Origin of the sequence: Stutzerimonas kunmingensis, from assembly GCF_021432085.1 — a bacterium.
In the GTDB taxonomy this organism is placed as follows: domain Bacteria; phylum Pseudomonadota; class Gammaproteobacteria; order Pseudomonadales; family Pseudomonadaceae; genus Stutzerimonas.
Genome location: NZ_CP090366.1, coordinates 3,868,861 through 3,895,414, shown reverse-complemented (window position 1 = coordinate 3,895,414; position 26,554 = coordinate 3,868,861). Strand labels below are relative to the sequence as shown.

Annotated in this window: 27 protein-coding genes and 2 riboswitches; of the genes, 15 read left to right on the top strand and 12 right to left on the bottom strand. The window is 65.2% G+C overall.

The window, feature by feature from the left end; translation table 11 throughout:
• The first annotated feature begins 18 nt into the window (after window positions 1-18).
• Window positions 19-157: riboswitch (FMN riboswitch) on the top strand.
• Between the two features lie 120 nt (window positions 158-277).
• From LW136_RS18500 to LW136_RS18455, 10 genes are all read left to right on the top strand, one after another.
• A complete protein-coding gene (locus LW136_RS18500; protein ID WP_234173519.1) occupies window positions 278-940 on the top strand; it encodes a riboflavin synthase in 663 nt (220 codons plus the stop codon).
• A gap of 11 nt (window positions 941-951) precedes the next feature.
• The gene (gene ribBA / locus LW136_RS18495; RefSeq protein WP_014595797.1) at window positions 952-2,031 is read left to right on the top strand and encodes a bifunctional 3,4-dihydroxy-2-butanone-4-phosphate synthase/GTP cyclohydrolase II; all 1,080 of its coding nucleotides are present in this window, start codon (window positions 952-954) and stop codon (window positions 2,029-2,031) included.
• 58 nt (window positions 2,032-2,089) lie between these two features.
• Entirely contained in the window at window positions 2,090-2,566 is a 477-nt protein-coding gene (gene ribH, locus LW136_RS18490) for a 6,7-dimethyl-8-ribityllumazine synthase (RefSeq protein WP_003289143.1), read from the top strand.
• Window positions 2,563-3,048, top strand: coding sequence for a transcription antitermination factor NusB (gene nusB, locus LW136_RS18485; protein WP_041014979.1), 486 nt, complete (start codon window positions 2,563-2,565; stop codon window positions 3,046-3,048). The genes ribH and nusB overlap by 4 nt, the downstream gene beginning before the upstream one ends.
• A gap of 12 nt (window positions 3,049-3,060) precedes the next feature.
• Window positions 3,061-4,023: a thiamine-phosphate kinase gene (thiL, locus tag LW136_RS18480; RefSeq protein WP_234173516.1), complete on the top strand. Its 963-nt coding sequence runs from the start codon at window positions 3,061-3,063 to the stop codon at window positions 4,021-4,023.
• A gap of 48 nt (window positions 4,024-4,071) precedes the next feature.
• The gene (locus LW136_RS18475; RefSeq protein ID WP_023444676.1) at window positions 4,072-4,569 is read left to right on the top strand and encodes a phosphatidylglycerophosphatase A family protein; all 498 of its coding nucleotides are present in this window, start codon (window positions 4,072-4,074) and stop codon (window positions 4,567-4,569) included.
• Window positions 4,570-4,652: 83 nt separating this feature from the next.
• Window positions 4,653-5,300: a retropepsin-like aspartic protease family protein gene (locus LW136_RS18470; protein ID WP_234173514.1), complete on the top strand. Its 648-nt coding sequence runs from the start codon at window positions 4,653-4,655 to the stop codon at window positions 5,298-5,300.
• A gap of 110 nt (window positions 5,301-5,410) precedes the next feature.
• On the top strand, window positions 5,411-6,028 hold the full coding sequence (gene ribA, locus LW136_RS18465) for a GTP cyclohydrolase II (RefSeq protein WP_041014975.1): 618 nt from the start codon (window positions 5,411-5,413) through the stop codon (window positions 6,026-6,028).
• Window positions 6,025-6,432, top strand: coding sequence for a hypothetical protein (locus LW136_RS18460; RefSeq protein ID WP_234173511.1), 408 nt, complete (start codon window positions 6,025-6,027; stop codon window positions 6,430-6,432). Before ribA ends, LW136_RS18460 begins: the two co-directional genes overlap by 4 nt.
• Window positions 6,432-7,232 carry a cobalamin-binding protein gene (locus LW136_RS18455; protein ID WP_234173508.1) on the top strand — a complete coding sequence of 267 codons (801 nt, stop codon included), beginning with the start codon at window positions 6,432-6,434 and terminating at the stop codon, window positions 7,230-7,232. Before LW136_RS18460 ends, LW136_RS18455 begins: the two co-directional genes overlap by 1 nt.
• A gap of 22 nt (window positions 7,233-7,254) precedes the next feature.
• Here LW136_RS18455 and LW136_RS18450 read toward each other — a convergent pair whose 3' ends face one another.
• The 4 genes from LW136_RS18450 to LW136_RS18435 all read right to left on the bottom strand — a co-directional run bounded on the left by LW136_RS18450 (window position 7,255) and on the right by LW136_RS18435 (window position 16,288).
• On the bottom strand, window positions 7,255-9,114 hold the full coding sequence (locus LW136_RS18450; RefSeq protein WP_234173506.1) for a TonB-dependent receptor domain-containing protein: 1,860 nt from the start codon (window positions 9,112-9,114) through the stop codon (window positions 7,255-7,257).
• Between the two features lie 98 nt (window positions 9,115-9,212).
• A riboswitch (cobalamin riboswitch) is annotated at window positions 9,213-9,428 on the bottom strand.
• A 183-nt stretch (window positions 9,429-9,611) separates the two neighbouring features.
• Window positions 9,612-13,265 carry an AAA family ATPase gene (locus tag LW136_RS18445; RefSeq protein ID WP_234173503.1) on the bottom strand — a complete coding sequence of 1,218 codons (3,654 nt, stop codon included), beginning with the start codon at window positions 13,263-13,265 and terminating at the stop codon, window positions 9,612-9,614.
• Window positions 13,262-14,497, bottom strand: a complete 1,236-nt coding sequence (locus LW136_RS18440; RefSeq protein WP_234173501.1) for an exonuclease SbcCD subunit D C-terminal domain-containing protein — start codon at window positions 14,495-14,497, stop codon at window positions 13,262-13,264. The genes LW136_RS18445 and LW136_RS18440 overlap by 4 nt, the downstream gene beginning before the upstream one ends.
• Before the next feature lie 918 nt (window positions 14,498-15,415).
• Window positions 15,416-16,288, bottom strand: a complete 873-nt coding sequence (locus LW136_RS18435) for a helix-turn-helix transcriptional regulator (RefSeq protein ID WP_234173499.1) — start codon at window positions 16,286-16,288, stop codon at window positions 15,416-15,418.
• A gap of 325 nt (window positions 16,289-16,613) precedes the next feature.
• On the opposite strand from LW136_RS18435, the gene LW136_RS18430 reads away from it, so the two are divergent.
• Entirely contained in the window at window positions 16,614-16,829 is a 216-nt protein-coding gene (locus LW136_RS18430; RefSeq protein WP_003281738.1) for a hypothetical protein, read from the top strand.
• Window positions 16,830-16,832: 3 nt separating this feature from the next.
• Here the strand turns inward: LW136_RS18430 and LW136_RS18425 are convergent, their stop codons facing one another.
• The 4 genes from LW136_RS18425 to LW136_RS18410 are packed head-to-tail and all read right to left on the bottom strand — an operon-like array spanning window position 16,833 to window position 19,433.
• A complete protein-coding gene (locus LW136_RS18425) occupies window positions 16,833-18,149 on the bottom strand; it encodes a sensor histidine kinase (protein WP_014821558.1) in 1,317 nt (438 codons plus the stop codon).
• Window positions 18,146-18,811, bottom strand: coding sequence for a response regulator transcription factor (locus tag LW136_RS18420; protein ID WP_023444663.1), 666 nt, complete (start codon window positions 18,809-18,811; stop codon window positions 18,146-18,148). The genes LW136_RS18425 and LW136_RS18420 overlap by 4 nt, the downstream gene beginning before the upstream one ends.
• The gene (locus LW136_RS18415; protein ID WP_003301964.1) at window positions 18,811-19,116 is read right to left on the bottom strand and encodes a PepSY domain-containing protein; all 306 of its coding nucleotides are present in this window, start codon (window positions 19,114-19,116) and stop codon (window positions 18,811-18,813) included. Before LW136_RS18415 ends, LW136_RS18420 begins: the two co-directional genes overlap by 1 nt.
• 8 nt (window positions 19,117-19,124) lie before the next feature.
• On the bottom strand, window positions 19,125-19,433 hold the full coding sequence (locus LW136_RS18410; RefSeq protein ID WP_003301967.1) for a PepSY domain-containing protein: 309 nt from the start codon (window positions 19,431-19,433) through the stop codon (window positions 19,125-19,127).
• 172 nt (window positions 19,434-19,605) lie between these two features.
• Here LW136_RS18410 and LW136_RS18405 point away from each other — a divergent pair, with 172 nt between their 5' ends.
• Entirely contained in the window at window positions 19,606-19,962 is a 357-nt protein-coding gene (locus LW136_RS18405) for a copper-binding protein (RefSeq protein WP_234173485.1), read from the top strand.
• 2 nt (window positions 19,963-19,964) lie between these two features.
• Here the strand turns inward: LW136_RS18405 and LW136_RS18400 are convergent, their stop codons facing one another.
• The gene (locus tag LW136_RS18400; RefSeq protein WP_234173483.1) at window positions 19,965-20,738 is read right to left on the bottom strand and encodes a DUF899 domain-containing protein; all 774 of its coding nucleotides are present in this window, start codon (window positions 20,736-20,738) and stop codon (window positions 19,965-19,967) included.
• 227 nt (window positions 20,739-20,965) lie between these two features.
• Between LW136_RS18400 and LW136_RS18395 the strand changes: the two genes are divergently transcribed.
• From LW136_RS18395 to LW136_RS18385, 3 genes are all read left to right on the top strand, one after another.
• Window positions 20,966-21,229: a PepSY domain-containing protein gene (locus LW136_RS18395; RefSeq protein WP_102832107.1), complete on the top strand. Its 264-nt coding sequence runs from the start codon at window positions 20,966-20,968 to the stop codon at window positions 21,227-21,229.
• Between the two features lie 163 nt (window positions 21,230-21,392).
• On the top strand, window positions 21,393-22,277 hold the full coding sequence (locus tag LW136_RS18390) for an RluA family pseudouridine synthase (protein ID WP_234173482.1): 885 nt from the start codon (window positions 21,393-21,395) through the stop codon (window positions 22,275-22,277).
• A 66-nt stretch (window positions 22,278-22,343) separates the two neighbouring features.
• A complete protein-coding gene (locus LW136_RS18385) occupies window positions 22,344-23,126 on the top strand; it encodes a DNA-formamidopyrimidine glycosylase family protein (protein ID WP_234173480.1) in 783 nt (260 codons plus the stop codon).
• A gap of 63 nt (window positions 23,127-23,189) precedes the next feature.
• On the opposite strand, the gene LW136_RS18380 is transcribed toward LW136_RS18385, so the two are convergent.
• The 3 genes from LW136_RS18380 to LW136_RS18370 form a co-directional block, all read right to left on the bottom strand.
• On the bottom strand, window positions 23,190-24,086 hold the full coding sequence (locus tag LW136_RS18380) for a ribose-phosphate diphosphokinase (protein ID WP_234173478.1): 897 nt from the start codon (window positions 24,084-24,086) through the stop codon (window positions 23,190-23,192).
• A 136-nt stretch (window positions 24,087-24,222) separates the two neighbouring features.
• Window positions 24,223-24,993, bottom strand: a complete 771-nt coding sequence (locus LW136_RS18375) for a 3-hydroxybutyrate dehydrogenase (RefSeq protein ID WP_014821544.1) — start codon at window positions 24,991-24,993, stop codon at window positions 24,223-24,225.
• A 109-nt stretch (window positions 24,994-25,102) separates the two neighbouring features.
• Window positions 25,103-26,494, bottom strand: coding sequence for a GntP family permease (locus tag LW136_RS18370; protein ID WP_234173476.1), 1,392 nt, complete (start codon window positions 26,492-26,494; stop codon window positions 25,103-25,105).
• Window positions 26,495-26,554 lie beyond the last annotated feature (60 nt).

The window sequence follows — 26,554 nt, the reverse complement described above, 5'->3', positions numbered from 1 at the left end:
GCCGGGCCGCAAGCGGCCCAACGTTCTCAGGGCGGGGTGCGATTCCCCACCGGCGGTAATGGCCACGGCCTAGCCCGCGAGCGCTTGCCCAGGCAAGGTCAGCAGACCCGGTGTGATTCCGGGGCCGACGGTATAGTCCGGATGAGAGAGAGCGGGATATCCCGATGGACGCCGTCCGTGCGCCCGTCATGCATCCCTATCGATCCGTAGCGCCCTGTTTTTCAAAAACAGGAGTTCGTCGTATGCAGCGTTTTACCCGCCTTCCTCGGGAGGCCACATGTTCACCGGAATAATCGAAGCCATCGGCACCATCCGTGCGCTCACGCCCAAGGGCGGCGACGTACGCGTGCTGGTCGAAACCGGCAAGCTGGATCTGGGCGACGTCAAACTGGGCGACAGCATCGCGGTCAACGGCGTCTGCCTGACTGCGGTCGAGCTGCCGGGCAACGGCTTCTGGGCCGACGTCAGCCGCGAAACCCTGGCGCGCACCGCCTTTATCGACCTAAAGGCCGGCAGTCGGGTCAATCTGGAAAAGGCCCTGACGCCTACCAGCCGCCTTGGTGGCCATCTGGTCAGCGGTCACGTCGACGGCGTCGGCGAGGTCGTGGCGCGTGAAGATAACGCCCGCGCCGTGCAGTTCCGCATCCGTGCGCCGCGCGAGCTGGCCAAGTACATCGCGCTCAAGGGCTCGATCACCGTGGACGGCACCAGCCTCACGGTCAATGCGGTCAACGGCGCGGAGTTCGAGCTGACCATCGTGCCGCACACCCTCGGCGAAACCATCATGGCCGACTACCGCCCCGGGCGGCAGGTGAACCTGGAAGTCGACCTGCTGGCGCGTTACCTGGAGCGCCTGATTATGGGCGACAAGGCCGCCGAACCCAAGGCCTCGGGGCTCACCGAAGGTTTTCTCGCCGAGCACGGCTACCTGAAGAATTGAGGAGACGCCCCATGGCGCTCAATACCGCTGAAGAACTGATCGAAGACATCCGCGCCGGCAAGATGGTCATCCTCATGGATGACGAGGACCGCGAGAACGAGGGCGACATCATCGTCGCCTCCGAATGCGTCACCGCCGAGCACATCAACTTCATGGCCCGCTTTGCCCGCGGCCTGATCTGCATGCCGATGACCCGCGAGCGCTGTGAGCTGCTCAAACTGCCGCTGATGGCGCCGCGCAATGGTTCCGGTTTCGGCACCAAATTCACCGTTTCCATCGAGGCGGCTGAAGGCGTGACCACCGGCATTTCCGCGGCCGACCGCGCGCGTACCGTGCAGGCAGCTGTAGCGCGAGCAGCGAAAGCCGAAGACATCGTCAGCCCTGGCCACATCTTCCCGCTGATGGCGCAACCGGGCGGCGTACTGGCGCGTGCCGGTCACACCGAGGCGGCATGTGATCTGGCGCGCATGGCAGGCTTCGAACCATCCGGCGTGATCTGCGAGATCATGAACGACGACGGCACCATGGCGCGCCGCCCGGAGCTTGAGCTGTTCGCCGAGCAGCACGGGCTGAAGATCGGCACCATCGCCGACCTGATCCACTACCGCATGATCCACGAGCGCACAGTCGAGCGGGTTTCCGAGCAGCCGCTGGAAACCGAGCTGGGCCAGTTCAACCTGGTCACCTACCGCGACGGCGTCGAGGACACCGTGCACATGGCACTGACCCGAGGTGAAATCTCCCCGGAAGAACCCACGCTGGTGCGCGTGCACAACATGGAGCCGCTGCGTGATCTGCTGCTGGTCACCGTGCCGGGTCGCTGGAGCCTGCGTGCTGCGATGAGCGAAGTGGCCAAGGCCGGCAAGGGCGTTGTGCTGCTGCTCGGCAACCCGCTGACCGGCCCGCAGTTGCTGGCGCAGCTGACCCGCCAGCAGCCGCCGACCCCGGCGACCTACAGCACCGTCGGTGCCGGTTCGCAGATCCTGCGTGATCTTGGTGTACGCAAGATGCGCCTGATGAGCGCGCCGATGAAGTTCAACGCGATATCCGGCTTCGATCTGGAAGTTGTAGAATACCTCCCGGCCGAATAATCAGAGGCGCCGCGCAGTCCGCGGCGCCTTCGTTCTTTAAAGAGATGAGAAAGCACCCATGCCCCTGAAGACCATCGAAGGAACCTTCATCGCCCCGCAGGGCAAATACGCCCTGGTCGTAGGCCGCTTCAACAGCTTCGTCGTCGAGAGCCTGGTCAGCGGCGCGGTCGATGCGCTGGTTCGCCACGGCGTCAGCGAGAACGACATCACCATCATCCGTGCTCCGGGTGCCTTCGAGATTCCGCTGGTTGCGCAGAAGGTCGCCCAGCAGGGTGAATACGACGCCATCGTCGCTCTCGGTGCGGTCATTCGTGGCGGCACGCCGCACTTCGAATACGTTGCCGGCGAATGCACCAAGGGTCTGGCTCAGGTTTCCATGGAATTCGGTGTGCCGGTCGCCTTCGGCGTACTGACCGTCGATTCCATCGAACAGGCCATCGAGCGCTCCGGCACCAAGGCCGGCAACAAGGGCGCCGAAGCCGCACTTTCCGCACTGGAAATGGTGAGCCTGCTGTCGCAGCTGGAGGCGAAGTGAGCCTGAATCACGACGATAGCCAGGACGCTCCCCAGCCCAAGGCCAAGGGCAAGATCGCCACGCGCCGGGTTGCCCGCAGCCTGGCGATGCAGGCGCTGTATCAGTGGCACATGGCCGGTCAGAGCCTCAACGAAATCGAGGCGCAGTTTCGCGTCGACAACGATTTCTCCGGGGTGGACGGCAGCTACTTCCACGAGCTGTTGACCGGTGTCGCACGCAGCAAGAGCGAAGTCGACGGTGCCATCGCGCCGAATCTCGACCGTCCGCTGGAGGAGCTCGATCCGGTGGAGCTGGCGATTCTGCGGCTGTCCACCTACGAGCTGATGCAGCGCATCGACGTGCCTTACCGCGTGGTCATCAACGAAGGCATCGAGCTGGCCAAGGTCTATGGCGCCACCGACGGGCACAAGTTCGTCAACGGCGTGCTGGACAAGCTGGCGCCCACGCTGCGCAGCGCCGAAGTGCGCAACCACAAGCGCTGAGGGCTGCTCGCCTTGCTGGGTGAGTTCGAGCTGATCCGTCACTACTTCGCCGCCGCCGCTTGTGCCAGGGCTGGCGGCGAAGTCGTTCTCGGCATTGGCGATGATTGTGCCCTGCTGCAGCTTCCGGTCGGCGAACAGCTGGCTGTTTCCACCGATACCCTGGTCGCCGGGGTACATTTCCCCGATCCCTGCGATCCCTTCCTGCTCGGGCAGCGCGCGCTGGCCGTGGCGGCCAGTGATCTTGCCGCCATGGGCGCCGCGCCCATCGGCTTCACCCTCGCCCTGACCTTGCCTGCTGGCGATCCACTCTGGCTGGCGGAACTTGCCCGTGGCCTGGATTCGATGGCGCTTGATTGCAGCCTGCGTTTGATTGGTGGCGACACCACCCGCGGCCCGCTGAGCCTGACCGTCACCGTGTTCGGCCGGTTGCCGTCCGGGCAGGCGCTGGTTCGGTCCGGCGCGCAGGTCGGTGATCTGCTCTGTGTCGGTGGCGTGCTTGGTGAAGCGGCCGGCGCGTTGCCGCTGGTGCTCGGTCAGGCCGAAACCGATGCGGATGTCGCCGAACACCTGCTGGCGCGCTACTGGTCGCCGCAACCGCAGCTGGCCCTGGGTGAATCGCTGCGAGGCAAGGCCACGGCGGCGCTGGATATCTCCGACGGCCTGCTGGCCGATTGTGGGCATATCGCCAAGGCTTCGGGCGTGGCCTTGCAGATCGAGCGTGATCGCCTGCCGATGTCCGAACCGTTGCGGCGCTTCGCCGGCGACGCCGAAGCGCTGCGTTGCGCGCTGGCCGGCGGCGACGACTACCTGCTGGCTTTCACCCTGCCGGCTGCTGAGCTCGTATCACTGCAGGCCGCCGGCTGGCCGGTACAGGTCATCGGCCGGGTGTTGGCAGGGGAGGGTGTGCAGCTGATCGATGCGGCGGGTAATGAAGTCGCTGTGTCCGAACGTGGCTACTACCATTTCAATGCGTAAGTGCTGCGATGCGGTCGCTTGCCTTCGATCCGAGAAAGGAACGCTGTTTTGACTGAATCCTCACCAGTCGCGGCCAAGCCGCAAACCCTGGTCTGGTCCGACCCCTGGCACAACCTGGCGTTCGGCTTCGGTTCCGGGCTGATGCCCAAGGCGCCGGGTACCTGGGGTTCACTGGTAGCACTGCCGTTCGTGCCGCTGTGGCAACTGCTGCCGGGGTGGGGTTATCTGCTGATGCTCGGCCTGACCATGCTGTTCGGCGTCTGGCTGTGCGGCAAGGTGGCGCGCGAACTGGGCGTGCACGACCACGAAGGAATCGTCTGGGACGAGTTCGTCGGTATCTGGATCACTTTCTGGCTGGTGCCGGAAGGCTGGTACTGGATGCTGCTCGGCTTCGTGGTGTTCCGTGTGATGGATATCGCCAAACCCTGGCCGATCAGCTGGGTCGATCGGCATATCCATGGCGGGGTGGGGATTATGCTCGACGATATCCTCGCCGGTGTCGCGGCCTGGGCGGTCATGCAGGGACTGGTGGCGCTGTTGGTTTGATTGTGCGTCCGGTCGCTGCAGGCAGTCGGCCATTGAAGGATGATCGGCGTCGCCCCGGGCCCGGTTTCGAGGAAGAAATAGCCATGCGTAGCGTCTCCGTTCTGTTCGCCAGCCTGTTGCTCCTGCCCGCGCTGGCGCAGGCCGCCTCCATGGTGCAAGTGGTCGGGCTATTTCCGGGCGCTGCGGTGGTCAATGTCGACGGGCAGCGCAAGCTGGTCAGGGTCGGCCAGACCGGCCCTGGCGGCGTCCAGGTGGTGAGCGCCGATGCCAGCGGTGCGGTGCTGCGCGTCGACGGCGTTGAGCGTCATTACAACCTGAGTCGCGAATACAGCGGCGCCTACGCGGCGCCAAGCAAGACCCAGCTGAGCGTCGCAAAGGGCACCGGCGGCCATTACTGGATCGCCGGGGCGATCAACGGCCAGTCGATTCAGTTTCTCGTTGATACCGGCGCCACCTCGGTGGCGATCAACGAACATCAGGCCCGTCGCTTGGGCATCGACTACCGCGTCAACGGTCGGCCCATGGTGGTGAGCACCGCCAGCGGTACGGCGAAGGCCTGGCGCGTGCATCTCAACAGCGTCAAGGTCGGAGCGACCGAGGTGCTCGGCGTGGACGCGGTGGTCGTCGAGGGCGGTTCGCCTACCGAGGCGCTGCTCGGCATGAGCTTTCTCGGGCGCGTCAGCTGGCGCGAGGAGCAGGGCGTACTGGTGCTGGAGTCGAAAACCTCCTGAGCGGCTTCCTGACGGCACGATAGGCGCGGTCGACGACCAAACTCTCCAGCCAGATTCGCGGTTAGTTGGTGTTACAATGTCCGCTTTTCTGCCTCCTGGGATTTCCGCCCGTGTCTGTCGTGTTCGTCGCCGCTTCCCAACTGCCGACGCCGTTCGGCGTGTTCACCATGCATGGTTTTCTCGACCAGGACACTGGCAAGGAACATGTCGCGCTGACGCTCGGCGACGTGGCCGACGGCAAGCCGGTGCTGGGTCGTCTGCACTCCGAGTGCCTGACCGGCGATGCGTTGTTCAGCCTGCGCTGTGACTGCGGCTTCCAGCTCGAAGCGGCACTGCGCGCGATTGCCGACGAGGGCCGCGGCGTGCTGCTCTATCTGCGCCAGGAAGGCCGTGGTATCGGCCTGCTGAACAAGATTCGCGCTTACGAACTGCAGGATGCCGGCGCCGACACCGTCGAAGCCAACGAGCGTCTGGGGTTCGCCCCGGACATGCGCGACTACGGCATCTGCCTGCCGATGCTCGAGCATCTCGGCATCGCCGAGATCAAGCTGATGACCAACAACCCACGCAAGGTCAAGGCGCTGCAGGGCTTCGGCATTCGCGTCGCCGAACGCAAGCCATTGCAGATCGCGCATAACCCGTACAACCGCAACTACCTCGCCACCAAGGCCGGCAAGCTCGGCCACATGCTCGGCGAGATTCACCAAGGCGAAGCCGAGCAGTCGTGACGCGCGCCGCCGCCCTTCGCCAGCTCGCACGTGACGGCTGGCTGCATACGCTGTTGATGGTGCTGCCGGTGCTGGTGCTTGGGCGCACATCGGTGGTGTTTGCCGACTGGGGGCTGCCACTCTTCGCTGCAGGCCTCGTGTCGCTGTTCTTCAGCCTGCGGGCCTTCACCCGCTTCAAACATGCACTGATCGCCACCGAACAGGCGCTGAACGGGCCGGCGGAGGACGACGCCTGGAACGATCTGCGTCGCGTTCGCCGTCGCGGCCTGCTGGTCGCCTCGCTACCGGCCTGGTTTGCCGCCGCCGGCGCGCTGCTGGGCATGGAGCCAGTTGCTCGTCTGTTGCTGGTATTCGGCAGCTTGGTCTTGCTGGTGCTCTACCGCATTCCGCGGCAACTGCACTGATGCGACGTCTGCTGCTAGCCGCGCTGGTTTCCCTGTCGACGCTGCCTGCGCTGGCCGCTGAGCGTGTTGTGAGCCTGGCGCCATCGCTCAGCGAGATCATGCTCGAACTCGATGCTGCCGACCGGCTGGTTGGCGTCCTGGATGGTGGCGAGCGGCCAGCGGCGCTGCAGTCGGTGCCTTCGGTTGGACGCTATGGCCAGGTGGAGATGGAAACCCTGCTCAGCTTGCGCCCTGATCTCGTGCTGCTCTGGCCGGACAGTGTGCCGCGCAGTCAGCGTGAGCAGTTGCAGCAGTTCGGTATTCCCGTTCTGGTTGTCGAGCAGACCCGTCTCGAAGGGCTGGCCGAGCAGTTCGTTGTAGTGGGTAACGCCGTCGGGCGCGCCGAACAAGGCGAGCGGCTGGCGGAGCAATTTCGCGCAGGCCTTGCCGAGTTACGCAGCCATTACGTGCGCGCGGAGCCACTGCGGGTGTTCTACCAGATTTGGAATCGCCCGCTGTACACCCTAGGCGGGCAGCAAATCATCAGCGAAGCGATCGAGGTGTGTGGGGGGCAGAATGTTTTCGCCGACCTGACCCTGGCGGCGCCGCAGGTCAGCATCGAAGCCGTGCTTGCCCGCGATCCCGAAGTCATCCTCGCCGGTAGCGGTGCGCAGTTGGACGAATGGCAGGCCTGGCCGCAGCTCAGTGCCGTGCGCAGCGGCCGACTGCTTGAAGTGCCCGACAAGGGCCTGGAGCGGCCGAGCTTCCAGATGCTGGGGGCGATCGGGAAGCTCTGCAAAGTGATGGCGGCTGCGCCCTGAGCGGGCGCGCCGGTAGACGCTGCTACAGCGAGGGAGTCCAGGTGACGGCGAACAGTGCGGTGCGGCCCTGCTCCTTGTATCCGTAGGCGCTGTCCATGTTGGCGAATTCGCGCTGGTACAGCGCCAGGTGATAGTCCTTGTCCAGCACGTTGTCCAATTTGGCTTCCCAGCGCAGCTCGGGTGTCGCCTGCCAGCTCGTGCGAAGGTTCAGCACGGCATACCCAGGGATTGTGGTGCGCTCAGAATCGTAGTTTGAATTGAACGCGCTGTCGTCGAAGCGCTGGCTGAAGGCCTGCCAGGACGCGCCGACGCCGAATGCGCCGAATTGGCGATCCACATCCAGGCTCAGCGAGCGCTTGGCGCGACGTTGTAGTACCCGTCCGCTGTCCCGATCGCGCGGATCGATAATGCTCACGCCGAGGCTCGCTTGCCACCCCAGCAGTTCGCGCGCCGCACTGGCTTCGAAACCGTTGATCCGTGCCTGGCTGACGTTTTCCATCCGGGTTCCACCCCAGGCAATCATGTCTTCGACGTCGGTACGATAAAGCGCGGCTTCCAGCTGGGTCTCGTCGAATTCAGCGCGCCATTGCAATTCGTAGGTCTTCGAAGTCTCCGGCTGCAGGTCGGGGTTCGGCCCCCAGGCGGGCGGTGCGTAAAGGTCGGTGAACGTCGGGGCGCGGAAGCCTTCGCCATAGATCAGAATCCAGCGCTGCGACTGACCTACCGGCAGGCTGAATGCTGCGTTCCAGCTGTTGTGGCTGCCGAACTGCTGGTTGTCGTCGTGACGCAGACCCAGCTCGGTGCCGAAGCTTTCGCCCTGGTAGCTGTGCTGGGCAAAGAAAGCGAGATTGTCGCGACTGTCTTCCTGGTAGGCCGTGGTGGCGTCGAGTCGGTCTTCGTACCAGTCGCTGCCCACGCTCAGCTGCTGGCGCTCGCTCAGTTGCACTCGGTTGATCCAGGCCGCGGAGTGGCGAGTGGTCTCCAGCAGACCGTCGTTGTAATTGGAGCCGACCGCGTGGTTGCGATCGAAGCTGCGGCCCAGCTCCAGACGGCTGTTCCAGATGCCGCTTAGCTGGCCGTCCAGGTAGCCGCTGTAGCTGCTGACGCGAAACTCGTCCTGCGGTGCGCCCGGAGCAAACTCGTAGGCATCGTCGTACTCGTTCTTGCCGCGCTGGTCGTTGAGACTCAAGCCGGCCTTCCAGTCTGCATCGAACTGGTGATCCAGCTTCAGGTGCAAGGCCTTGTTGCGCTGGCCATCGTTGTCCCGGTCGGCGCCGCGGTTGTCGCGGGTGATATCGAAGCCGCCGCGCTCATCGAGGCTGGCGCCTAGATGGACACGGGTCTGCTCCGTTCCGGCTGCCAGGCTCAGGCTGCGCTGGAAGGTCTGGTCGCTGCCGGCGGCCAAGCGGACTTCCGGGTTTATTCCGGTTTTGCCGCCACGGGTAAAGATCTGGATGACGCCACCAATGGCATCTGCACCGTAAAGCGAGGAGCGCGGGCCACGGATCACTTCGACACGCTCGATGTTGTCGATAGCCAGGTAGTCGAGGCGGGCGAAACCGCTGGTGGCCGAGGCAATGCGTTGGCCGTCGACCAGCACCAGTGTTTGCGCGGTGCCGGTGCCGCGCAGCGACAGCGAAGCCACACCTCCAGGGCTGCTCACCTGTACGCCTGGCACACGCCGCAGCAGCTCGGGCACGCTGCGGGCTTGTAGCCGTTCGATATCGGCGCGAGTGAATACGGTATTGGCTGCCGTCGCCTGGGCGCGGGGTTCAGCCTGGCGGGCGGAGGTAATGAGCATGCTTGGCAGCTCCTGCTCAACAGCAAACACCTGCACGCCGGGCAGCAGCGCTACGGCCAGGGCAAGTCGGGACAGTTTCATTCTAGGAATTCCTCAAAAGATCGCAGACTTTTGAGGAGGGCAGGAACAAGCGCGGGGGATGACGGGCAGCAGCGCTTGACGGTGCTGCCCTCCGCAACACCAGTCGAATCCGTCAGGCCGGTCTCCGGGCTTTCGACACGCATCACGCTCACCTTCCCATGTCGGAACACAGTGGCTGTGGAGCGGACGGCGATCCCTGAGGATCGCGGTCGATTACCGTTGCGGGGGCAGCGCCGGCCTTGCTCATCGAGCGCACCGGCTTCCCGTTTAATGCGGACCTTGCGGTCGTGCACACCTGGGCGGATAGGAAAACGCGCGAACCATACGGCCGGGCGCGGCGAAACACAAGCGGATGAAAGCGCGCAATGACAAAGGGCGGACGCTCCCGGGTAGGTTGGTGCTGAGCACAGCGAAGCCCAACTGGAACGTGTTGGGCTTCGTCGCTTCGCTCCTCAACCCAACCTACGCTCGGTGCATGCGGTGCGCGGAGCGCACCCCTACGATGGTCCGCCGACGATGCGCAGCGCGCTCTGCCCGTTGCCTTGGCGCTGCACCTGAATCTGCACCGGAATGCGCTCGTGCATTTCCGCCACATGGGAGATCACCGCCACCTTGCGGCCCTGGGCCTGCAGCGAATCCAGTGCGTCCATGGCGATCTGCAGCGACTCGGGGTCGAGGCTGCCGAAGCCTTCATCGATAAATAGCGACTCGATCCTGAGCTTGCTCGAGGCCATCGAGGCCAGGCCCAGCGCCAGGGCCAGCGAAACGAGGAAGGTCTCGCCGCCGGACAGCGAATGCACCGAGCGCAGCTCGTCGCCCATCTCGGTATCCATGACCAGTAGGCCCAGCGGGCTGCCGCCGCGCTTGAGCCGGTAGCGCCGGGCCAGTTGGCGCAGCTGCACATTGGCGTGCTGCACCAGCAGATCGAGGTTGTAGGCCTGGGCGATCTTGCGGAAGGCGCCGCCGTCGCTGGAGCCGATCAAGGCGGCGATGCGCCCCCAGCGCTGATGCTCGGCCCGTGCGGCGTCGATCTGTGCGAGCAACGCCTGGCTCTGGCTGCGGCGCTTGTCGTCGTCGATCAGCTGAGCGCGGGTTTCCGCGCAGCGCTGGTCGGCCTGCTCGCACTGCTGCAGTTGCTCGGCATGGCGCTGCTGCAGCCGTTCGATGTCCGGCGTTTCGGCCTGCTGCAGTTTGTGCGTGTTCAGGCGACTGAGGCAGCCGTCCAGACGCTCGCGACAGCGGGTCAGGGTTTCGGCGTTCTGTTGCAGGCGCTGGCGCGCCTCGGCAATCAGCTGGTCATCCATGTGCAGCAGCTGGGCGAGGGTGGCGTCGTCCAGCTGCGGGTGGCTGGTGCGCCAGGTGGCCAGTTCCGCATTCAGCGCGTCGCGTTCCTGTTCCAGTTCGGCTTGGCGCTGGCGACAGTTCTGCTGCTCGCTGTGCAGCCGCGTCAGGCCAAGCTTGCTCTCGTTGAGCTGCCGATCGATCTCGGCCTGGGTTTGCCGCGCAGCCTGGATGGTCGCGTCCAGCTGCCGTTGCCAGGCGCTGGCGCTGGTTTGCTCGCCAAGGCTGGTACGCAGCTCCTGCTGGCAGGCCAGCAGCAGCTTCTCGCGCTCAGTCAGCCGCGCGCTGCAGCTTGCCTGTTTCTCCTGGCGATGGCGCTGCTGCAGCTGTTCGTCGCTGCGGCGCTGCTCGCACTGGCGTAGCTCCTCGGCCAGCTCGGTCTGCGCCTGCAGTTGCTGTAGTCGCGTGGCGATGCTGACGTCCAACTGCAGAAAGGTCTGCGCCGGATTTTCACGCCAGCGCTGCAGTTGCTCGACGGGCAACAGTTCGGCGAAGGCCGCCAGCTCCTCGTCGAGCTGTTGGCTGTCGCGGGCCAGGGCATCGTGCTGGCGGGCGAGTTGTTGAGTCGCCTCGACACAGGCTTCGCGCGCGGCCTGCCAGGCCTGCTGCAGGGTTTCGCTGCGCTGTTGCAGCGCGAGCAGTTGCTGCTGACGCTGGCTGGCGTTGGCGATCTGGTTTTTGAGTGTCGTCAGCTGCGCTTCCAGCCATTGCGAACGCTCGGCTTCCGGCTGCTCAAGCAATCGCGAGTGTGCGGGCAGGGCGAGCAGGCGCGGTGCCAGGGCCTGCAGCTGCGCCTCGACTTCGCCCTGGCGTTGTTGCGTCTGGCGCAACTGCGTGCTGAGCGCGACATGGCGATCGCGCAGCTCCTGCAGACGCTGATCCTGTTCCTGTAGCGCCTGCTGCGCACGCGCGGCCTCGCTGTTGTCGTGGCGGTCGAGACTGGCGACCAGCGCTTCGGTGTGCTGCCAGGGATGCTCGTCGCTGCCGCAGACCGGGCAGGGCTCGCCGGAGACGAGCGCCGCACGCAGCGCTTCGACATTCTCGCTGCGTGCCAGGCGTTGGCGTTCGAGCAGGGCGAGCGTGACCTTGAGCGCCTGCTCGGCAGCATCACGGTCACTGCGAAGCTGTTTGCCCTGCGGTACCAGGCTGTCCAGCTCGGCCTGCTGGCGGATGTGGGCGTCGCTCAGTTCGCGCTGGCTGGCGGTGAGCGTGAGCTGCTGCGCCCAGAGTTCGCGCAGGGCCTCGGTTTCGCGCTCGGCCTGGCGCCATTCGTCGAGCTGTCGATGCAGACCGGCCAGCTGTTCGGCCAGCCCTAGATCGCTGTCGCGCTCGCGTTGCAGATTGTCCAGCGCCTCGCGCGCCTGGCTTTGCCGGGTTTCGGCAGCCTTGGCCTGCGCTTCCAGTGCCGGGAGTTCGCCCTGACCTTGCTGCAGCCGTGCCGCCAGCTGCACGGCCTGTTGCAGACGCGGACGGTAACCGCCCCAGGCTGCACAAAGTGGTTGCAGCGCTGCGCTCGTCTCGAATTGCTGCGTCAGCGTTGCTAGCTGTTCGGCGGCGCGCTGTTGCTGCTCGCCGAGCTGCTTGAGCGTTGCCTCGCCGGTGCTCGCCGCGGCATCGGCCTGGACGCTTTCTTCGCGGATCGAGGCGAGGTCGGCGTTCAGATGCTGTAGGCGTTCTTCTTCACGGCGCGCTTGCGCAAGCCTGGGCTCGGCTGCCTGGCGCGCCTGTTCGGCCGCACGCAGGTCGTTGCCGGCCGCTTCGCACTCGCTCTGCAAGGTGTCGAGACGTTGCTGCAGGCTTTGTGCCTCGTGCTGCAGGCGAGCGAGGCTGTCGGCGGCTTTGCCCAGCAGCGGTTCGAGTTCCTGCTGGCGCAGAAATCGGTGGCGCTGCGGTGCGAGCCGTTCGAACAGGTCGAGAATACGGCGGGCCTCAGTCAGGCTCTCGCGCTCGTCTTCGGCGTCCTGCAGCTGCTGGCGTGCCGCTTCGCGCTCGTTTTCCAGGCGCTGCAGTTCGCTCAGCCATTGCCGCTGGGCTTCCAGCTCCTTGAGCTGCTGTTGCAGCTTCTTCAGTTTTTCGAGCTGGGCCTGATGTTCGCGCTCCAGTACGTCACGCTGCTCGGGCTCCAGCGGTTGCAGGCCGCCGGCCTGCTGTTCCAGGTGAGTCAGGCCTTCCTTCGCCTGCTTGGCGGCCTCGAAGGCGGCCTGGCCGAGGCGACTGTAGAGGCCGGTATCGGTGAGCTTTTCCAGCAAGCTGCCGCGTTCGTCGTCCTTTGCCTTGAGGAAGGCAGAAAATTCGCTTTGCGCCAGCAGTACGGCGCGGGTGAATTGAGCCATATTCAGCCCAAGACGGGCTTCGAGCAGCGCTCGAAATTCGAGTTTCTTGCCGCTGGCCAGGAGCGTGCCACTGTCGAGATCCGTGAGGCTCTGGCTGCTGGCCTGCAGTTTGCCGTCGATCTTCTCTTTGGCACGCCTGACCTCCCAGCGCGCGCGGTAGCGGTGGCCGTCGACGCCGACGAAATCCACTTCTGCGTAGCCGCTGCCGCAACCGCGGCGCAGCAGGTTGCGCTCGTCGCCACCTCCGATCTCGGTTTCGACGTCGGGAACCTTGTTCAGCGGTGAGACGCTGTCGAGCCGTGGCGTGCTGCCGAACAGCGCCAGGCATAGGGCGTCGAGAATGGTGCTCTTGCCGGCACCTGTAGGCCCGGTGATGGCGAACAGTCCGGCGCTGGCCAGGGGTTCGGCGGTGAAATCGATGATCTGTTCGCCGGCCAAGGAGGCCAGGTTCTTCAGACGGATGGCGAGGATTTTCATCGATCGTCCTCCTCATGGGCGAACTCGACCCGTTGCAGCAAAGTGGCGAAATCGTCCAGCGCCTGCTCGTCCGCCGGGTTGCCGTACTGTTCTTCCCAGGCGCGGGCGAACAGCTCCTGCGGGGTGATCTGGTCGAGGCCGAGCAGCACTTCCGATTCAGTCTCTCCGCGCTTGCCGGCGTATTCGCTGGCGATGCGCACCAGCCGGCAGGCCTTGCCGGTTATCGCGGTTTCGATGCGCTGGCGCAGGTCCGGCAGCGGTTCGTCGAGCAGCACGCGTACCTCCAGCCAGGGCAGGTGTTCGTCGAACAGGCCGGTGGGCGGCAGCGCCTCCAGCGCGGTGATCACGTCGGCTAGCGGGGCGCGGCCGATGCGGATCATCTCCACCGCGCGCGGCACCGGCAGCTGTTCGACGTTTTTCAATTGGTCGCCGTCCAGTTCGACCAGCAGCACCTGATGCGGGTAATTGACCTCGGCAAAGGACAGCGGCAGCGGCGAGCCGCTGTAGCGGATGCGCGCCTGCCCGGCGACCTGCTGCGGCTTGTGCAGATGGCCAAGGGCGACGTAGGCGACGGACTCGGGGAACAGACTGGCCGGCAGCGCTTCGGCGCTGCCGATAACGATATTGCGCTCGGACTCCTCCGACACCGCGCCGCCGGCCATGTGTGCGTGGCTCATGGCGACCAGCGCCTGGCCGGGCTGGCGTGCGGATTCGGCGGCAGCGATCAGCCGCTCGTGGACCTGACGGATGCCGGCCATGTAGTCGTCGCCCAGCGTCATTCCGGTGACTTCGGCCGGACGCAGGAAGGGCAGGGTGAGACACCAGGCGGCGGTGTTGCCATTGGCGTTATGCAGCGGTACGAGCAGACGCTGGTGATCCAGCTGGCCCTCGGCGACCCAGCTGATGCGTCCCACGGCATGGGCGTTGAGGCGCCTCATTAGCGGTGCTGGCAGCTCGATGCGCCCGCCCGAATCGTGGTTGCCGGCGATCATCACGATGTCCAGCTGCGGGAGCTTTTCGTGGGCGCGGACGATGAAGTCGTAGAGGCGCTCCTGGGCCTTGAGTGGCGGATTGACCGTGTCGAACACGTCGCCGGCGATCAGCAGGGCGTCGGCGCGGTGGGCGACCAGCTGGTCGAGCAGCCAGGCGAGGAATTGTGCGTGTTCGTAGTCGCGGTCCTGGCCGTGGAGGGTCTGGCCGAGGTGCCAGTCGGAGGTGTGGATCAGGCGCATGGGCTCAGGCTCATTGTGGGCGGGTGCAGTGGCGAACCGCTGGCGTGGGATGGGCGGCGGGTGGTTGCGTCGGATGTAAGGCTTCTGTCGTGGGCTTCGGCGGACGGTTTGGGCGCGCCGCGCTTTCCTCGGCCCGGACTACAGGTTGCGCCTTGCACGGCGCGTCACTTTTTCTTGCTTGGCCAAGAAAAAGTAACCAAAAAGAAGGCCACCCCGACATCCGTGTTTTGCTTCGCAAAACTCCCCTCCCTCCGGCGCCGCTCCGGGGGTCGTCGCGAAGGGACATCCCTGTCCCTTCGCTCCTCGCTCGGCGTCCATGCCTCGCGCCCCCCTGCGCAACGCATCCACTCGGCCTTCTGACGGGGGCAGGGGTCCGAGCCGACTGGAAGTTTCTAAGTGGTTCCGTACGGTGGGTAACGCGAAGCTTACCTGCCGGTTTGCAAATTAATCTGCCCAGTCCCGGCAAGAACTTACTTGTAGCCTGCGGTGGAAAACTCTGCGTAGGTATCCACCCGACATCTCGGGCGAGAAATAGGGGCAGAACTGCCTGTAAGGTCCCGGCAGTAGTCTCAGTTTGGTGTTTTTTGCACGAGCGAGCAGGCGGCACCAGTCGCCCCTTCAGGAGGGTGAGCGGAGCCGTCGTGGAGAGGGGCGAGCGGCATGGATGCCGCGAGAGCCGTAAAGGGCCATGGATGGCCCTTGTACGGCGACCCTCGGAGCGGCGGCGTAGCGAACGAACCCGTCGCGAAGCGACGGGCCGGATGCAGGGGCAAGCGTTTTTGCTTACTTTTTTCGTGACTGAAAAAAGTAAGTCGCCCAGCAGGGCGAAACCTGAGCTAAATGCCGAGGAAAGCGCGGCGCTCACATACTGAATTCCGTGCCGACGCCCTTCGCGGCCAAGACCGGGCCCACAAGCCCTCACGAGTACAACCACCCCTTCAACGCCTGCAGATTCCCCACCTGCAGCTGCTGCGCCGCCGCATTGGCCTGCACGGTGTTCGGGTCGATGCCGAAGCGCTGCAGCACGTACTGCACCAGCGCTCCGCGCGTCTCCACCGGCAGCTGGCCCTCGACCATGCCGAAGTCAACCTCGATGATCGTCTTCTGCGCCGGGCTCAGTCGCGCGTCCGGCTCGATCAGCACCGTCACCGGCGTGTTCCATGCCTCGTCCTGCTCGCGGGTGTGTTCGCTTTCATCCATCAGGTCTGGCTCGCCGCGGAAGCGGCTGAGCACGAAGTCGCGGTATTCGCGGTTCTTCTCGCAGTAGGCGCGCACATGCCAGCGCATGCCGGTGAACACCAGCGTGTGCGGCGCCATCACGCGGATTTCCACCTCGGGATTGGCCAGCGAGACGTACTCGCTCTCCAGCCGCAGCCCCTCGCGACAGGCCTGCAGGATCGGCCGCAGCACCTCGGGGCGGATGCTGCGGTCCGGCACCTGCAGTACCTCGGTATGCGCGTAGGCCAGCGCCAGGCCCTCGATATGCGGGGCGCGCACACGGTTCTGGTCGAGTAAATGCAGATAGGCGCTGGCGCTGCCGTCGATGAACAGCGGCTGGAAGCCTTTGGTCGGCTTGTAGCCCTTCAGGTGGCGGTCATATGTCAGGTTTTTGGGCTCATGTTCGTTCAGGTAGGTGTTGATGTCCTTCGATGCCTGCTGGCGGCTGATGCCGAAACTCTGCATCAGGTGGCCCGTGGTCAGGCGGCCTTCCCACCAGGCGATGGTCTCGATCAGCCGGTAGCGCAGCGCCAGGTCCCAGCGAATCTGACTGATCGATTGCTTGCGTTTCATCGCCTCTGCACCTGTTCCAAAGATTTACATGCCTATGTCGAGCAGGTCGACGTGTCGCGCAACGCTACATATATTCGGGGTATGTTTCAACTCGATCCGGTGGATGAGGAGACCCTGACATGAGCCTGATGATCAATGCGTTGGTGATGTCCTGCACGGCGTTCGTTGTGATGCTGTTTCTGGCTTGGCTGGCCTATGGCAGCGGCGATCGGAAGGGGTGATGAGCGTTACAGTTCTATGAAGATCAGTAGATTCCCGATGGACGGCATGAATCTCCGAGCGACGAACAGGGTCTTTGTCTCAGGCTCATTGCTAGAGATGCTTCATGAAGACTCTTTCCCGCTACCTGGCCGAAACCTTCACCTCGCAGTACCGCACGCGCGTCGAGCCGCAAGCGGACGGTCGCCTGCTGGTGCATGTCGGCTACCCGATCAATGGCACCCACGCCACGCGCATCATGGCCGGGCACCAGGTGCAGAACACCCTGCTGGTCGAAACCATACTTGAAGACATGCGTAACGAACTGGCTCGTCCGCAATGATGCTCAGCGCGTCGCCGGCAGTGCGATGCGCACCCGCAAACCGCCCAGCGGGCTTTCTTCAAGACTCCACTCGCCACGCCAAGCCGTCAGGATATCGCTGACGATCCCCAGCCCCAGCCCGTGACCTTCCGCCGACTCGTCCAGCCGTACGCCACGGTTGATGACCTGTTCGCGCTGTGCCGCCGGAATCCCCGGTCCGTCGTCGTCCACCAGCAGGACGAAGCCATCGCCGCTGCGCTCGATGCTCAGCTCGACGCGGCTACGGGCCCACTTGCAGGCGTTATCCAGCAAATTGCCCAGCAGCTCGAGCATGTCCTCGCGATCACGCGGCAGGCGGCAGCCGGCGGGCGCCTGCCAGCGCAGGTCGAGGCCGCTGCGGTGGATCATCGCCAGCGTATCGAACAGTGCCGGCAGTTCCGCGTCGCAGTCGAAATGCGCACCGGGCAGCACGTCCACCGATAGCCGCGCGCGGCCCAGTTCGCGGCTGACCCGTTGCTGGATCTGCTCCAGCTGCTCCTGCAGGCTGGCCTGCAGTTCCGGGTGGGCGGCGAGTTCTTCGCGTTGCACCAGGCTGCCGAGCACTGCCAGTGGCGTCTTCAGCGCGTGACCGAGGTTGCCCAGGGCATGTCGCGAGCGCTGCAAGGTGTCTTCGGTGTGGCTGAGCAGGTGGTTGATCTGCTCGACCAGCGGCTGCAGCTCGACGGGCGCCTGCTGGTCCAGCTGCTGGCGCTGGCCCTGCTGCAGCTGGGCGATCTGCTGCCGCGCGCGCTCCAGTGGGCGCAGTGCCAGTCCCATGGCATAGCGCTGCAACAGCAGCAGGGCGAGCAGGGCGAAACCGACCAGGCCCAGACCGCTCAGCCGCACGCGGGCAAAACTTTCGAGGACCGGCGTGTAGTCCTGCGCAACGCTGATGATGATCGGCTGGCCGTCGCGGCGGTACTCGGCGCGATAACCCAGCAGTCGCTGTTCCTGCGGGCCGTCGAGCAGTTCGTCCGCCAGGCCGGCGCGTTCCGGCCATTCTGGCGAGGCGTCCCACAGCGAGCGGGAGCGCCACGTGCGCTCGGGCAGTTCGATCTTGAAATAGTGGCCGGAGAACGGCCGTTGATAGCGCGGGTTGAGGCGCTGCACGTCCAGCTGATCGCCGTTCGGCCCCTTCACCAGGGCAATCAGCAGGCCCTCGGTTTCCTCGCGCAGATCGGTTTCCAGACTGCGCCTGAGGCCTGACTCGAAGAGCCACAGGCTGGTCTGCACCAGCACCAGCGCGACCAGTAGCAGGGTGGCGATCAGCGCCAGGCTGAGGCTGCGCTGGATGGACTTCACGGCTGGCCGCCGAAGCGATAGCCCTGGCCGCGGCGCGTTTCGATCAGCTCGCGGCCGAGCTTGCCGCGCAGCCGGTTGATATGCACCTCGATGACGTTTGAATCGCGCTCGGTTTCACCGTCGTACAGGTGTTCGGTCAGCTGGGTTTTGGACAGCAGCTGCCCCGGATGCAGCATGAAATAGCGCAGCAGGCGGAATTCTCCGGCGGTGAGTTCGATGTCCTGACCATCCTTGCGACAGCACTGGCGCGCCTCGTCCAGTTCCAGGCCGCCGGCCTGCAACATGGGCTGGTTGGCCAGGCCGTGGGCACGGCGCAGCAGCGCTTGGATGCGCAGCAGCAGTTCTTCGGGATGAAAGGGCTTGGTCAGGTAGTCGTCGGCGCCGGCCTTGAGACCGTCGATGCGCTCGGCCCAGGAGCCGCGCGCGGTAAGGATCAGCACCGGTGTGGTGAGGCCGCCGGCACGCCAGTCGCGCAGCACCTCCAGCCCCGGTTTGCCAGGCAAGCCGAGGTCGAGAATGATCAGGTCATAGGGCTCGCTGGCGCCCTGGTATCCGGCGTCGCGGCCATCGGCCAGCCAGTCGATGGCATAACCGTTGCGGCTGAGGCTGGCGACCAGTTCATCGGCCAGCGGAACGTTGTCTTCGACCAGTAGCAGGCGCATCAGTCTTCTTCATCCTTGAGCAGGCGCCCGTCGCGGGCATCCAGTTCGAGCTCGCGGGCAACGCCGTCGGTGGTGAGCAATTCGATCTCGTAAACGTAGATGCCATCTTCCTCCTCCAGCTCCGCTTCCAGCAGGCTGGCCCCCGGATAGCGCTCCATGGCGCGCTGGAGCAGAGCTTCCAGCGGCATGATCAGACCCTCGCGGCGCAGCCGCAGGGCCTCATCCTGGTCCAGGTCGCGGCTCGCCGCCGGAGTGGCAGCGAGCAGCAAGGTCAGTGGAACGGTTACGAAAAGGGGGGCACGCATGGATGGCCTCAGTCGTCCTGATGGTCCTTCAGCACTTCGCCGGTCTTGGCGTCGAGCTCGACGTCCCATTGCACACCTTTGTCGTCGCGCAGTTCAAGCTGATAGACGTAGCGGCCGTACTCTTCTTCCAGCTCGGTTTCCTCGACGGTGGCGCCGGGGTGCTTGGCCAGAGCCGCTTCGTTGAGCTTCTCGAACGACTGGATGGTGCCGGCATCGCGCAGCTTCAGTGCTTCGTCGGGACCGATGTCCTTGGCCATGGCCAGGTTGGCACCGAGGGCGAGGGTGGCGGCGGTGAACAGCGTAGTCAGTGTTTTCATGGTTTTGATTCCTGTGGTTGGTTTCGACGATTCACAGGTTACGGGGGCTTGCTTAAACGAAACTGAACGTCGCCAGGCGGCTGCGAATGCACCGTTCGGGCGAGGGCGAACCGCGCCATGGGGACTACGCTTACTGCAGGTCAGCACGACCGATCGATCGGGGTGAGTCGTCATGAAAACTGTGTTTCTCGTACTGCTTGCGACCCTCGGGCTGAGTGGTCAGGCCTCTGCCGAGGATCTGCTGAAGCCCTCCACCACACCGCCACCGGTCGATGATGTGGCGGCTGGCAACAGCCTGGAGGCCGAGCCCGCTTACCAGGCCGAAGGCGTGATCCGCGCCATCGATGCCCAGCAGGGCAGCGTCACCATCGCCCACGGGCCGGTGCCGGAATTGAAGTGGCCGGCGATGGTGATGCCGTTCAAGGCGGACGCCGCACAGCTCGGCGGGCTGGCCGTGGGCGATGCGGTGGAGTTCCGCTTCAGCAACGGCGAGATGGACCCGCAGATCGTCTTCATTCGACGGCAGTAGCCTCAGCGTCGCGCCTGCTCGTGGCAGCAGCCGGCGGGCTCTGGGCGTCCGCTCGGAGCAACGCGATCATCGCTGTCGTAACGGTCGTGCAGGCGTACCCAGTCGGTGAGGTTGTGCCGCGGGCCCGTTTCGTTGCGACCGTTGGGCGTCATGTCCAGCAGGACATAGGTGCCGAGCAGTTCTTCCGCGCCGCGACCATAGGCCGAGAAGGTGTGGAAGATGTCGCGTGGGTCGCGGTAGAAAACACTGAAGCCCGACAGCTCCTCGCAGACGAAGGGTTGCCAGGCGTAGTTGTAGAAGACCTTGCCCTCGACGATGTCCTCGGCATCGAAGGACACGTGGAAGTCGCGGTTGAACGTGCTGCCGGCCGACGACAGCCAGCGGAACTGCCAGCCCATGCGCTGGCGGAACGCCTCCAGCCGGTCGAACGGCGCGCGGGAAATGGCGGCGAAGCTGACGTCATGCTGCAGCAGGTGCAGTAGCGCACCGCCGATATGATCGGCCTCGAATGAACAGCCGACGCACCCCTCGGTCCAGTTCGGGCCGAACATGAAGTGCTTGATCACCAGCTGGCTGCGACCCTCGAACAGCTCGCTCAGGCGGACCGCGCCGCTGGCATCATGAAAGCGATAGTCCTGCGCAAGGCGTCGCCAGGGCAGTTGCCGACGCTTTTCGCTGAGCGCATCGCGCTGGCGGGTGAGCTGTTTCTCTTCCTGCAGATGGGCGCTGTGGGCGGCCAGCCAGTCCTGATCGGATACGACCTTGTGCGTTGCCATGTAGACCTCCAGGGCGCGGATTGGGGAGCGAGCGCGGAGCCACTGCCGCGCGGCAATGGCCCTGTGACAGAGTCGATTGGCGCCGGGCGAAATCGACATCGGGCCAGTGAGCGTCCGGCGGCTGGCGGCGCGGCGGTTGAACTTAGCGGCCGCCGCTGCGCTCGTAATTCATGCAGGGGCCAACCGTATGGCCCGATCTGATCCCGTTCGAAGAAGGAATAAACGAGATGTACAACAAGACACTGACCGCCGCCCTCGCCGTTGCAATTCTCGGTTCTGGTGCTGCCTTCGCCGCCGACAAGCCCGGCGCCGACTGGATCAGCCTTGAGCAGGCCGTAGAGAAAGCCAAGGCCGCCGGCTACACCGAGCTGCATGGCATCGAGGCCGATGACAATGGCTGGGAAGGCGAGGGCATGAAGCAGGACGGCAAGAAGTACGAGTTCAGCATCGATGGCCGCACCGGCGAGGTGACCAAGGAAAAGCTTGATTGAGCCTACGCGCCACTCTCGCCTGGCGTCTTCGCTGAGCGCATTGCCTGCCTTATGGCGGTGCTGCGCTCAGCAGCCACTTACCACAGCGCTCCCGCAACGGGAGGCAGCTACTGACAGAGCAGGTATCATCCACCTCCCTCGTCGCTACCGTGTAGCTGCATTCATGTCCGCTTCCAGCTCCCGCCCCAGCACCCTGCATCTGCCGCCAGGCGATTGGCCTACCGTGCTCGACTGCCTGTGCGCGCACTTCCCGGCGATCAGTCGCGATACCTGGCTCGATCGCATCGCCCGCGGCCGCGTGCTGGATGCGCAGATGCAGCCGATCGATGCCGCGCAGGCCTATCGGGTAGGCATGCGCATTCATTACTTTCGCGAAGTGCCGAATGAGACCCCGGTGCCGTTCGAAGAACGCATCCTGCACGTCGACGAGCATCTGGTGGTAGCCGACAAGCCGCACTTTCTCTCGGTGATGCCGGCCGGCGAATACGTCAACGAAACCCTGCTGGCGCGGCTCACCAAACGGCTGGGTAACGCCGATCTGGTGCCAATTCATCGTATCGATCGGCTCACCGCCGGTCTGGTGCTGTTCTCGGCCAACCGGGAGAGCCGTGGTGCCTACCAGGCGCTGTTCCGTGAGCGGGAGATCAGCAAGCGCTACGAGGCGATCTGCCCGGCGCTGCCGTATCTCGAATTCCCCCTGCGCCGACGCCTGTGCATGGTGCCGGGCGACCCCTTCTTCCTGATGCGTGAGGGCGCCGGTGAGCCGAACAGCGAAACGCTGATCGAGGTGCTCGAACGGCGCGGCGACCTCTGGCGCTACGGGCTCTCCCCCATCAGCGGCAAAAAGCACCAGCTGCGCTTGCATATGGCCACCCTCGGCGCTGGGATCTGCAACGACCCGTTCTATCCCGAGCTGCTCGAGCGCAGCGAGCGTGAGGCCGACGACTACGCGCGGCCACTGAAGCTGCTGGCGCGTGGATTGCGCTTCAGCGATCCGCTGAGCGGAGCGCTGCGCGAATTCGAGAGTACGCTGCAACTGGACTGGTAACGGCGGGCGCACCTTCGCGGCATTGGCGAGTCTCAAATCCAAGACAGCCCAGCCACTGGTGCAGCCATGCCCGAAGGTCCTTCCATCGTCATCCTGCGTGAAGAAGTCGCGGCATTCGCCGGGCGCACCATCGAACGTGCCGAGGGCAGCGCCAAGATCGACATGTCCCGGCTGGTCGGTCAGGTGGTGCGTGGCTTCCATAGCTGGGGCAAGCATTTCCTGATCGAGCTGGAGGACGTCTCCGTCCGCATCCACCTGCTGCTGTTCGGCAGCTACCGCATCAACGAGCGCAAGGACGCCGTAGCACGGCTGAGCCTGGGCTTTGCCAATGGCGAGCTGAACTTCTACGCCTGCTCGGTGCAGTTGATCGAAGGGCCGCTGGATGCGACGTACGACTGGAGCATGGACCTGATGAGCGACGCCTGGAGCCCGCGCGCCACGCTCAAGCGGCTGCGCGAACGTCCGCGGCTATTGGCCTGCGATGCGCTGCTCGACCAGACGCTATTCGCCGGCTCCGGCAACATCATCAAGAACGAGGTGCTCTACCGCATTTGCGTGCACCCACTGTCGCTGATCGGCGAACTGCCGGCGGCCAAATTGCGCGAGCTGGTGCGTGAGGCGCGTACCTACAGCTTCGAGTTTCTCGAGTGGAAGCGGGCCGGTGTGCTCAAGGCGCACTGGCTGGCCCACGGCAAGACCACCTGCGTGCGCTGCCGGCTTCCGCTGGTCAGGCTGAAAGAGCTGGGGCGCAGCCAGCGCCGGGCATTCTTCTGCGAGCGCGGCCAGAAGCGCTATGGCGACTCAGCGCAGATCGCGGCCGACGAGCCGAGCGCGGTGGATGAGGGGTAGGGTGTACAACGGCACCGCCTTGTCCACGAGGCGGTTGAGCTCCGCTGCGCGTTGCCTATCGCCTCAGCGAAGCAGCGGCCTGAGCGCCTCAGCCAGTTGCGGGGCCATGCTCACTGCATTGCTTTCATGGGCGATGCAGTCGGTGCTCCAGATCTGACCGACCCCGGCGGCGCGGATCACCGCCAGCGCATCATCGGCGAACAGCGCGTGGGTCACTGCGACGTCCACCGATGCGGCGCCAGCGGCCAGCAGTTTCTCCGCGGCGTTGGCAAGGGTGCGGCCGGAACTGGCGACGTCATCGAGCAGCACTACATGGCGCCCGGCAAACGCCAGCGCCGGCAGTGCGATGTCGACCTGGCGATCGCCGTGGCGCACCTTGTTGCACACGCCGTGTTCGAAACCATGTTCGACGGCGGCAGCTTCGATCCATTGCAGGGCCTCGGCATCCGGGCCGATCAGCAGGGCTTCGGGATGCCGCTCGGCGATCAGCCGTGCCAGCGCCGGTGCCGCGCACAGCGTGACGGCATCTTCCAGCGGCACGGCTTCCTGCAGGGTGGCGACGCGGTGCAGGTGCGGGTCGACGGTGATCAGCCCGTCGAACTGGCTGGCCAGCAGCTGGCCAAGCACCCGCTGGCTGACTACTTCACCGGGATTGAAGGCGATGTCCTGGCGCATGTAGGCCAGATAAGGCGTGACCAGAATCAGTCGCCTGGCGCCCAGTCGGCGCGCCTCGCCAGCGATCAACAGCAGCTCGACCAGCTTCTCGTTGGGATGGTCGAGGCCGCGGTAGATCACCAGCTGCTCGGCGATGGCCTCGCCTTCGCCCAGTGGCAGACGCAGGCGCAGTTCGTCATCGGGAAAGCGGTGGCGCTCGACTGCCGCGGCGGCCAGCCCAGAGGCTTCGGCCAGCCGCAGGGCGGCGGCGCGCTCGTCATCGAAATACAGCAGCTGGCTTTGCATCGGCACTCCCGAAACGGTTTTTGGCTGTCCGGCGCTGCCGACCTGAACCTCTGGCGATCTCGGCGCGGCAGTCCGCCTGAATGGGATACAGACAGCCTGCGATGCGCAGCCGTTCGCCGCGGGTGGCCAGTCGTCGTCAGCGCGCTGCCCAGCCGCCGTCCATGTTCCATGCCGCGCCGCGTACCTGGTCACCGGCTTCGCTGCACAGGAACAGTGCCATGGCACCCAGTTGCGCGGGGGTGACGAAGTCCAGCGAGGGCTGCTTCTCGGCGAGCAGATCGTGGCGGGCGCGTTGTTCGTCACCACTTTCCCGCGCGCGCTCGTCGATCTGCTGCTGTACCAGTGGGGTCAGCACCCAGCCGGGGCAGATGGCATTGCAGGTGATCGGGGTGGTGGCGGTTTCCAGCGCGACGACCTTGGTCAGCCCGACCAGCCCGTGCTTGGCGGCGACGTAGGCGGCCTTCTGCTCGGAGCCCACCAGCCCGTGCACCGAGGCGATATTGATGATCCGCCCCCAGCCGCGCTGGCGCATGCCGGGCAGCGCCAGGCGTGTGGTGTGGAATGCCGAGGACAGGTTGATGGCGATGATGGCGTCCCAGCGTTCGACCGGGAACTCCTCCACCGGCGCCACGTGCTGGATGCCGGCATTGTTGACCAGGATGTCGACGCCGCCGAAGTCGCGCTCGGCGTAGGCGAACAGCTCGGCGATCTGCGCTGGGTCGGACACGTCCGCACCGTGGTGGCCGACCTTGTGGCCGTGCCGGCCGACTTCGGCCAGCGCTGCCGTGGCATCACCGAAGCCGTTGAGAATCAGGTCGGCGCCGGCTTCGGCCAGCTTCAGCGCGATGCCGAGGCCGATGCCGCTGGTGGAGCCGGTGACCAGTGCGGTCTTGCCTGTGAGGTTCATGGTTTCTCCCGCTTGGCGGCGACCGCGCTGGGCGGCGCCTCGTTTTTCTTGTTGTCGGAAGGCAATCGCAGATGTCGTGATGCTCGCCGAAATCGGCGAAGCGCCGCGATCAGACGATGCCGGTAGCGTAGTACACGCCGATCACGAAGAAGGCCGCGGCCGTGGCGATCAGGGTGATGGCGAAGATGTCCTTGTAGGATTCGCGATGGGTCAGCCCGGTGACCGCCAGCAGGGTGATTACCGCGCCGTTATGCGGCAGGGTGTCGAGCCCGCCGGAGGCCATCGAGGCAACCCGGTGCAGCACTTCCAGCGGAATCTGCGCGGCATTCGCCGCAGCGACGAAACTGTCGGCCATCGCCGCCAGGGCGATGCTCATGCCGCCGGAGGCCGAGCCGGTGATGCCGGCCAGCAGGTTGACGGTGATGGCTTCGTTGAGCAGCGGATTGGGGATCGCCGAGAGCGCATCGGCCACCACGATGAAGCCCGGCAGTGAGGCGATCACCGCGCCGAAACCGAATTCCGATGCGGTGTTCATCGCCGCCAGCAGCGAACCACCGACCGCCGTGCGGCTGCCCTCGGCGAGCTTGCCGCGCAGGGTGCCGAAGCTGGTCGCCAGCACCAGGGCGATGCCCAGCAGGAGCGCGGCCTCCACCGCCCAGATCGCGGTGAGTTTGCCGACCTCGGTGACCAGCGGTGCGCTCATGCCGGGCAGCTGCAGGCTGTGGCTGGTGCCGTAGAACTCGGGAATCCAGCGGGTGAACAGGAGGTTGGCCACCAGCACCAGAATCAGCGGCGACAGCGCCAGCCAGGGGTTGGGCAGGGCGATATCGGCCGGCGTCTCCGGCTCGTTGCGCAGGTTGGTGCCGTAGCCTTCGCCGGCGGCAATGGCCTTGCCGAGCTGCCACTTGAGATAGAGCATGCCCAGGCCGAACACGAATATCGTGCCGATCAGGCCGAGCCAGGGCGCCGCCCAGGTGGTGGTGTTGAAGAAGGTGGTGGGGATGATGTTCTGGATCTGCGGCGTGCCGGGAATGGCAGTCATTGTGAAGGTGAATGCGCCGAGGGCGATGGTCGCCGGGATCAGGCGCTTGGGCATGTTGCTCTGGCGGAACATCTCTGCGGCGAACGGGTACACCGCGAACACCACGACGAACAGCGACACGCCGCCGTAGGTCAGCAGTGCGCAGACCAGCACGATCACCAGCATCGCCTGGCTGGTGCCGAGCAGGCGGATCGCCGCGGCGACGATGGAGCGCGAGAAGCCGGACATTTCGATCAGCTTGCCGAACACCGCACCGAGCAGGAATACCGGGAAATAGAGCTTGATGAAGCCGACCATCTTCTCCATGAAGATGCCGGTGAACGCCGGCGCCACCGCGGACGGGTCGGTGAGCAGCACCGCACCCATGGCGGCGATGGGAGCAAACAGAATGACGCTGTAGCCGCGGTAGGCGGCGAGCATCAGCAGAGCCAATGCAGCAAGGGCGATGACGACGCTCATCGGGGACGATCTCCTGGCCCCGTGCGGCACGACCGAACGCTGCCGAGGGCATTCGGGGAC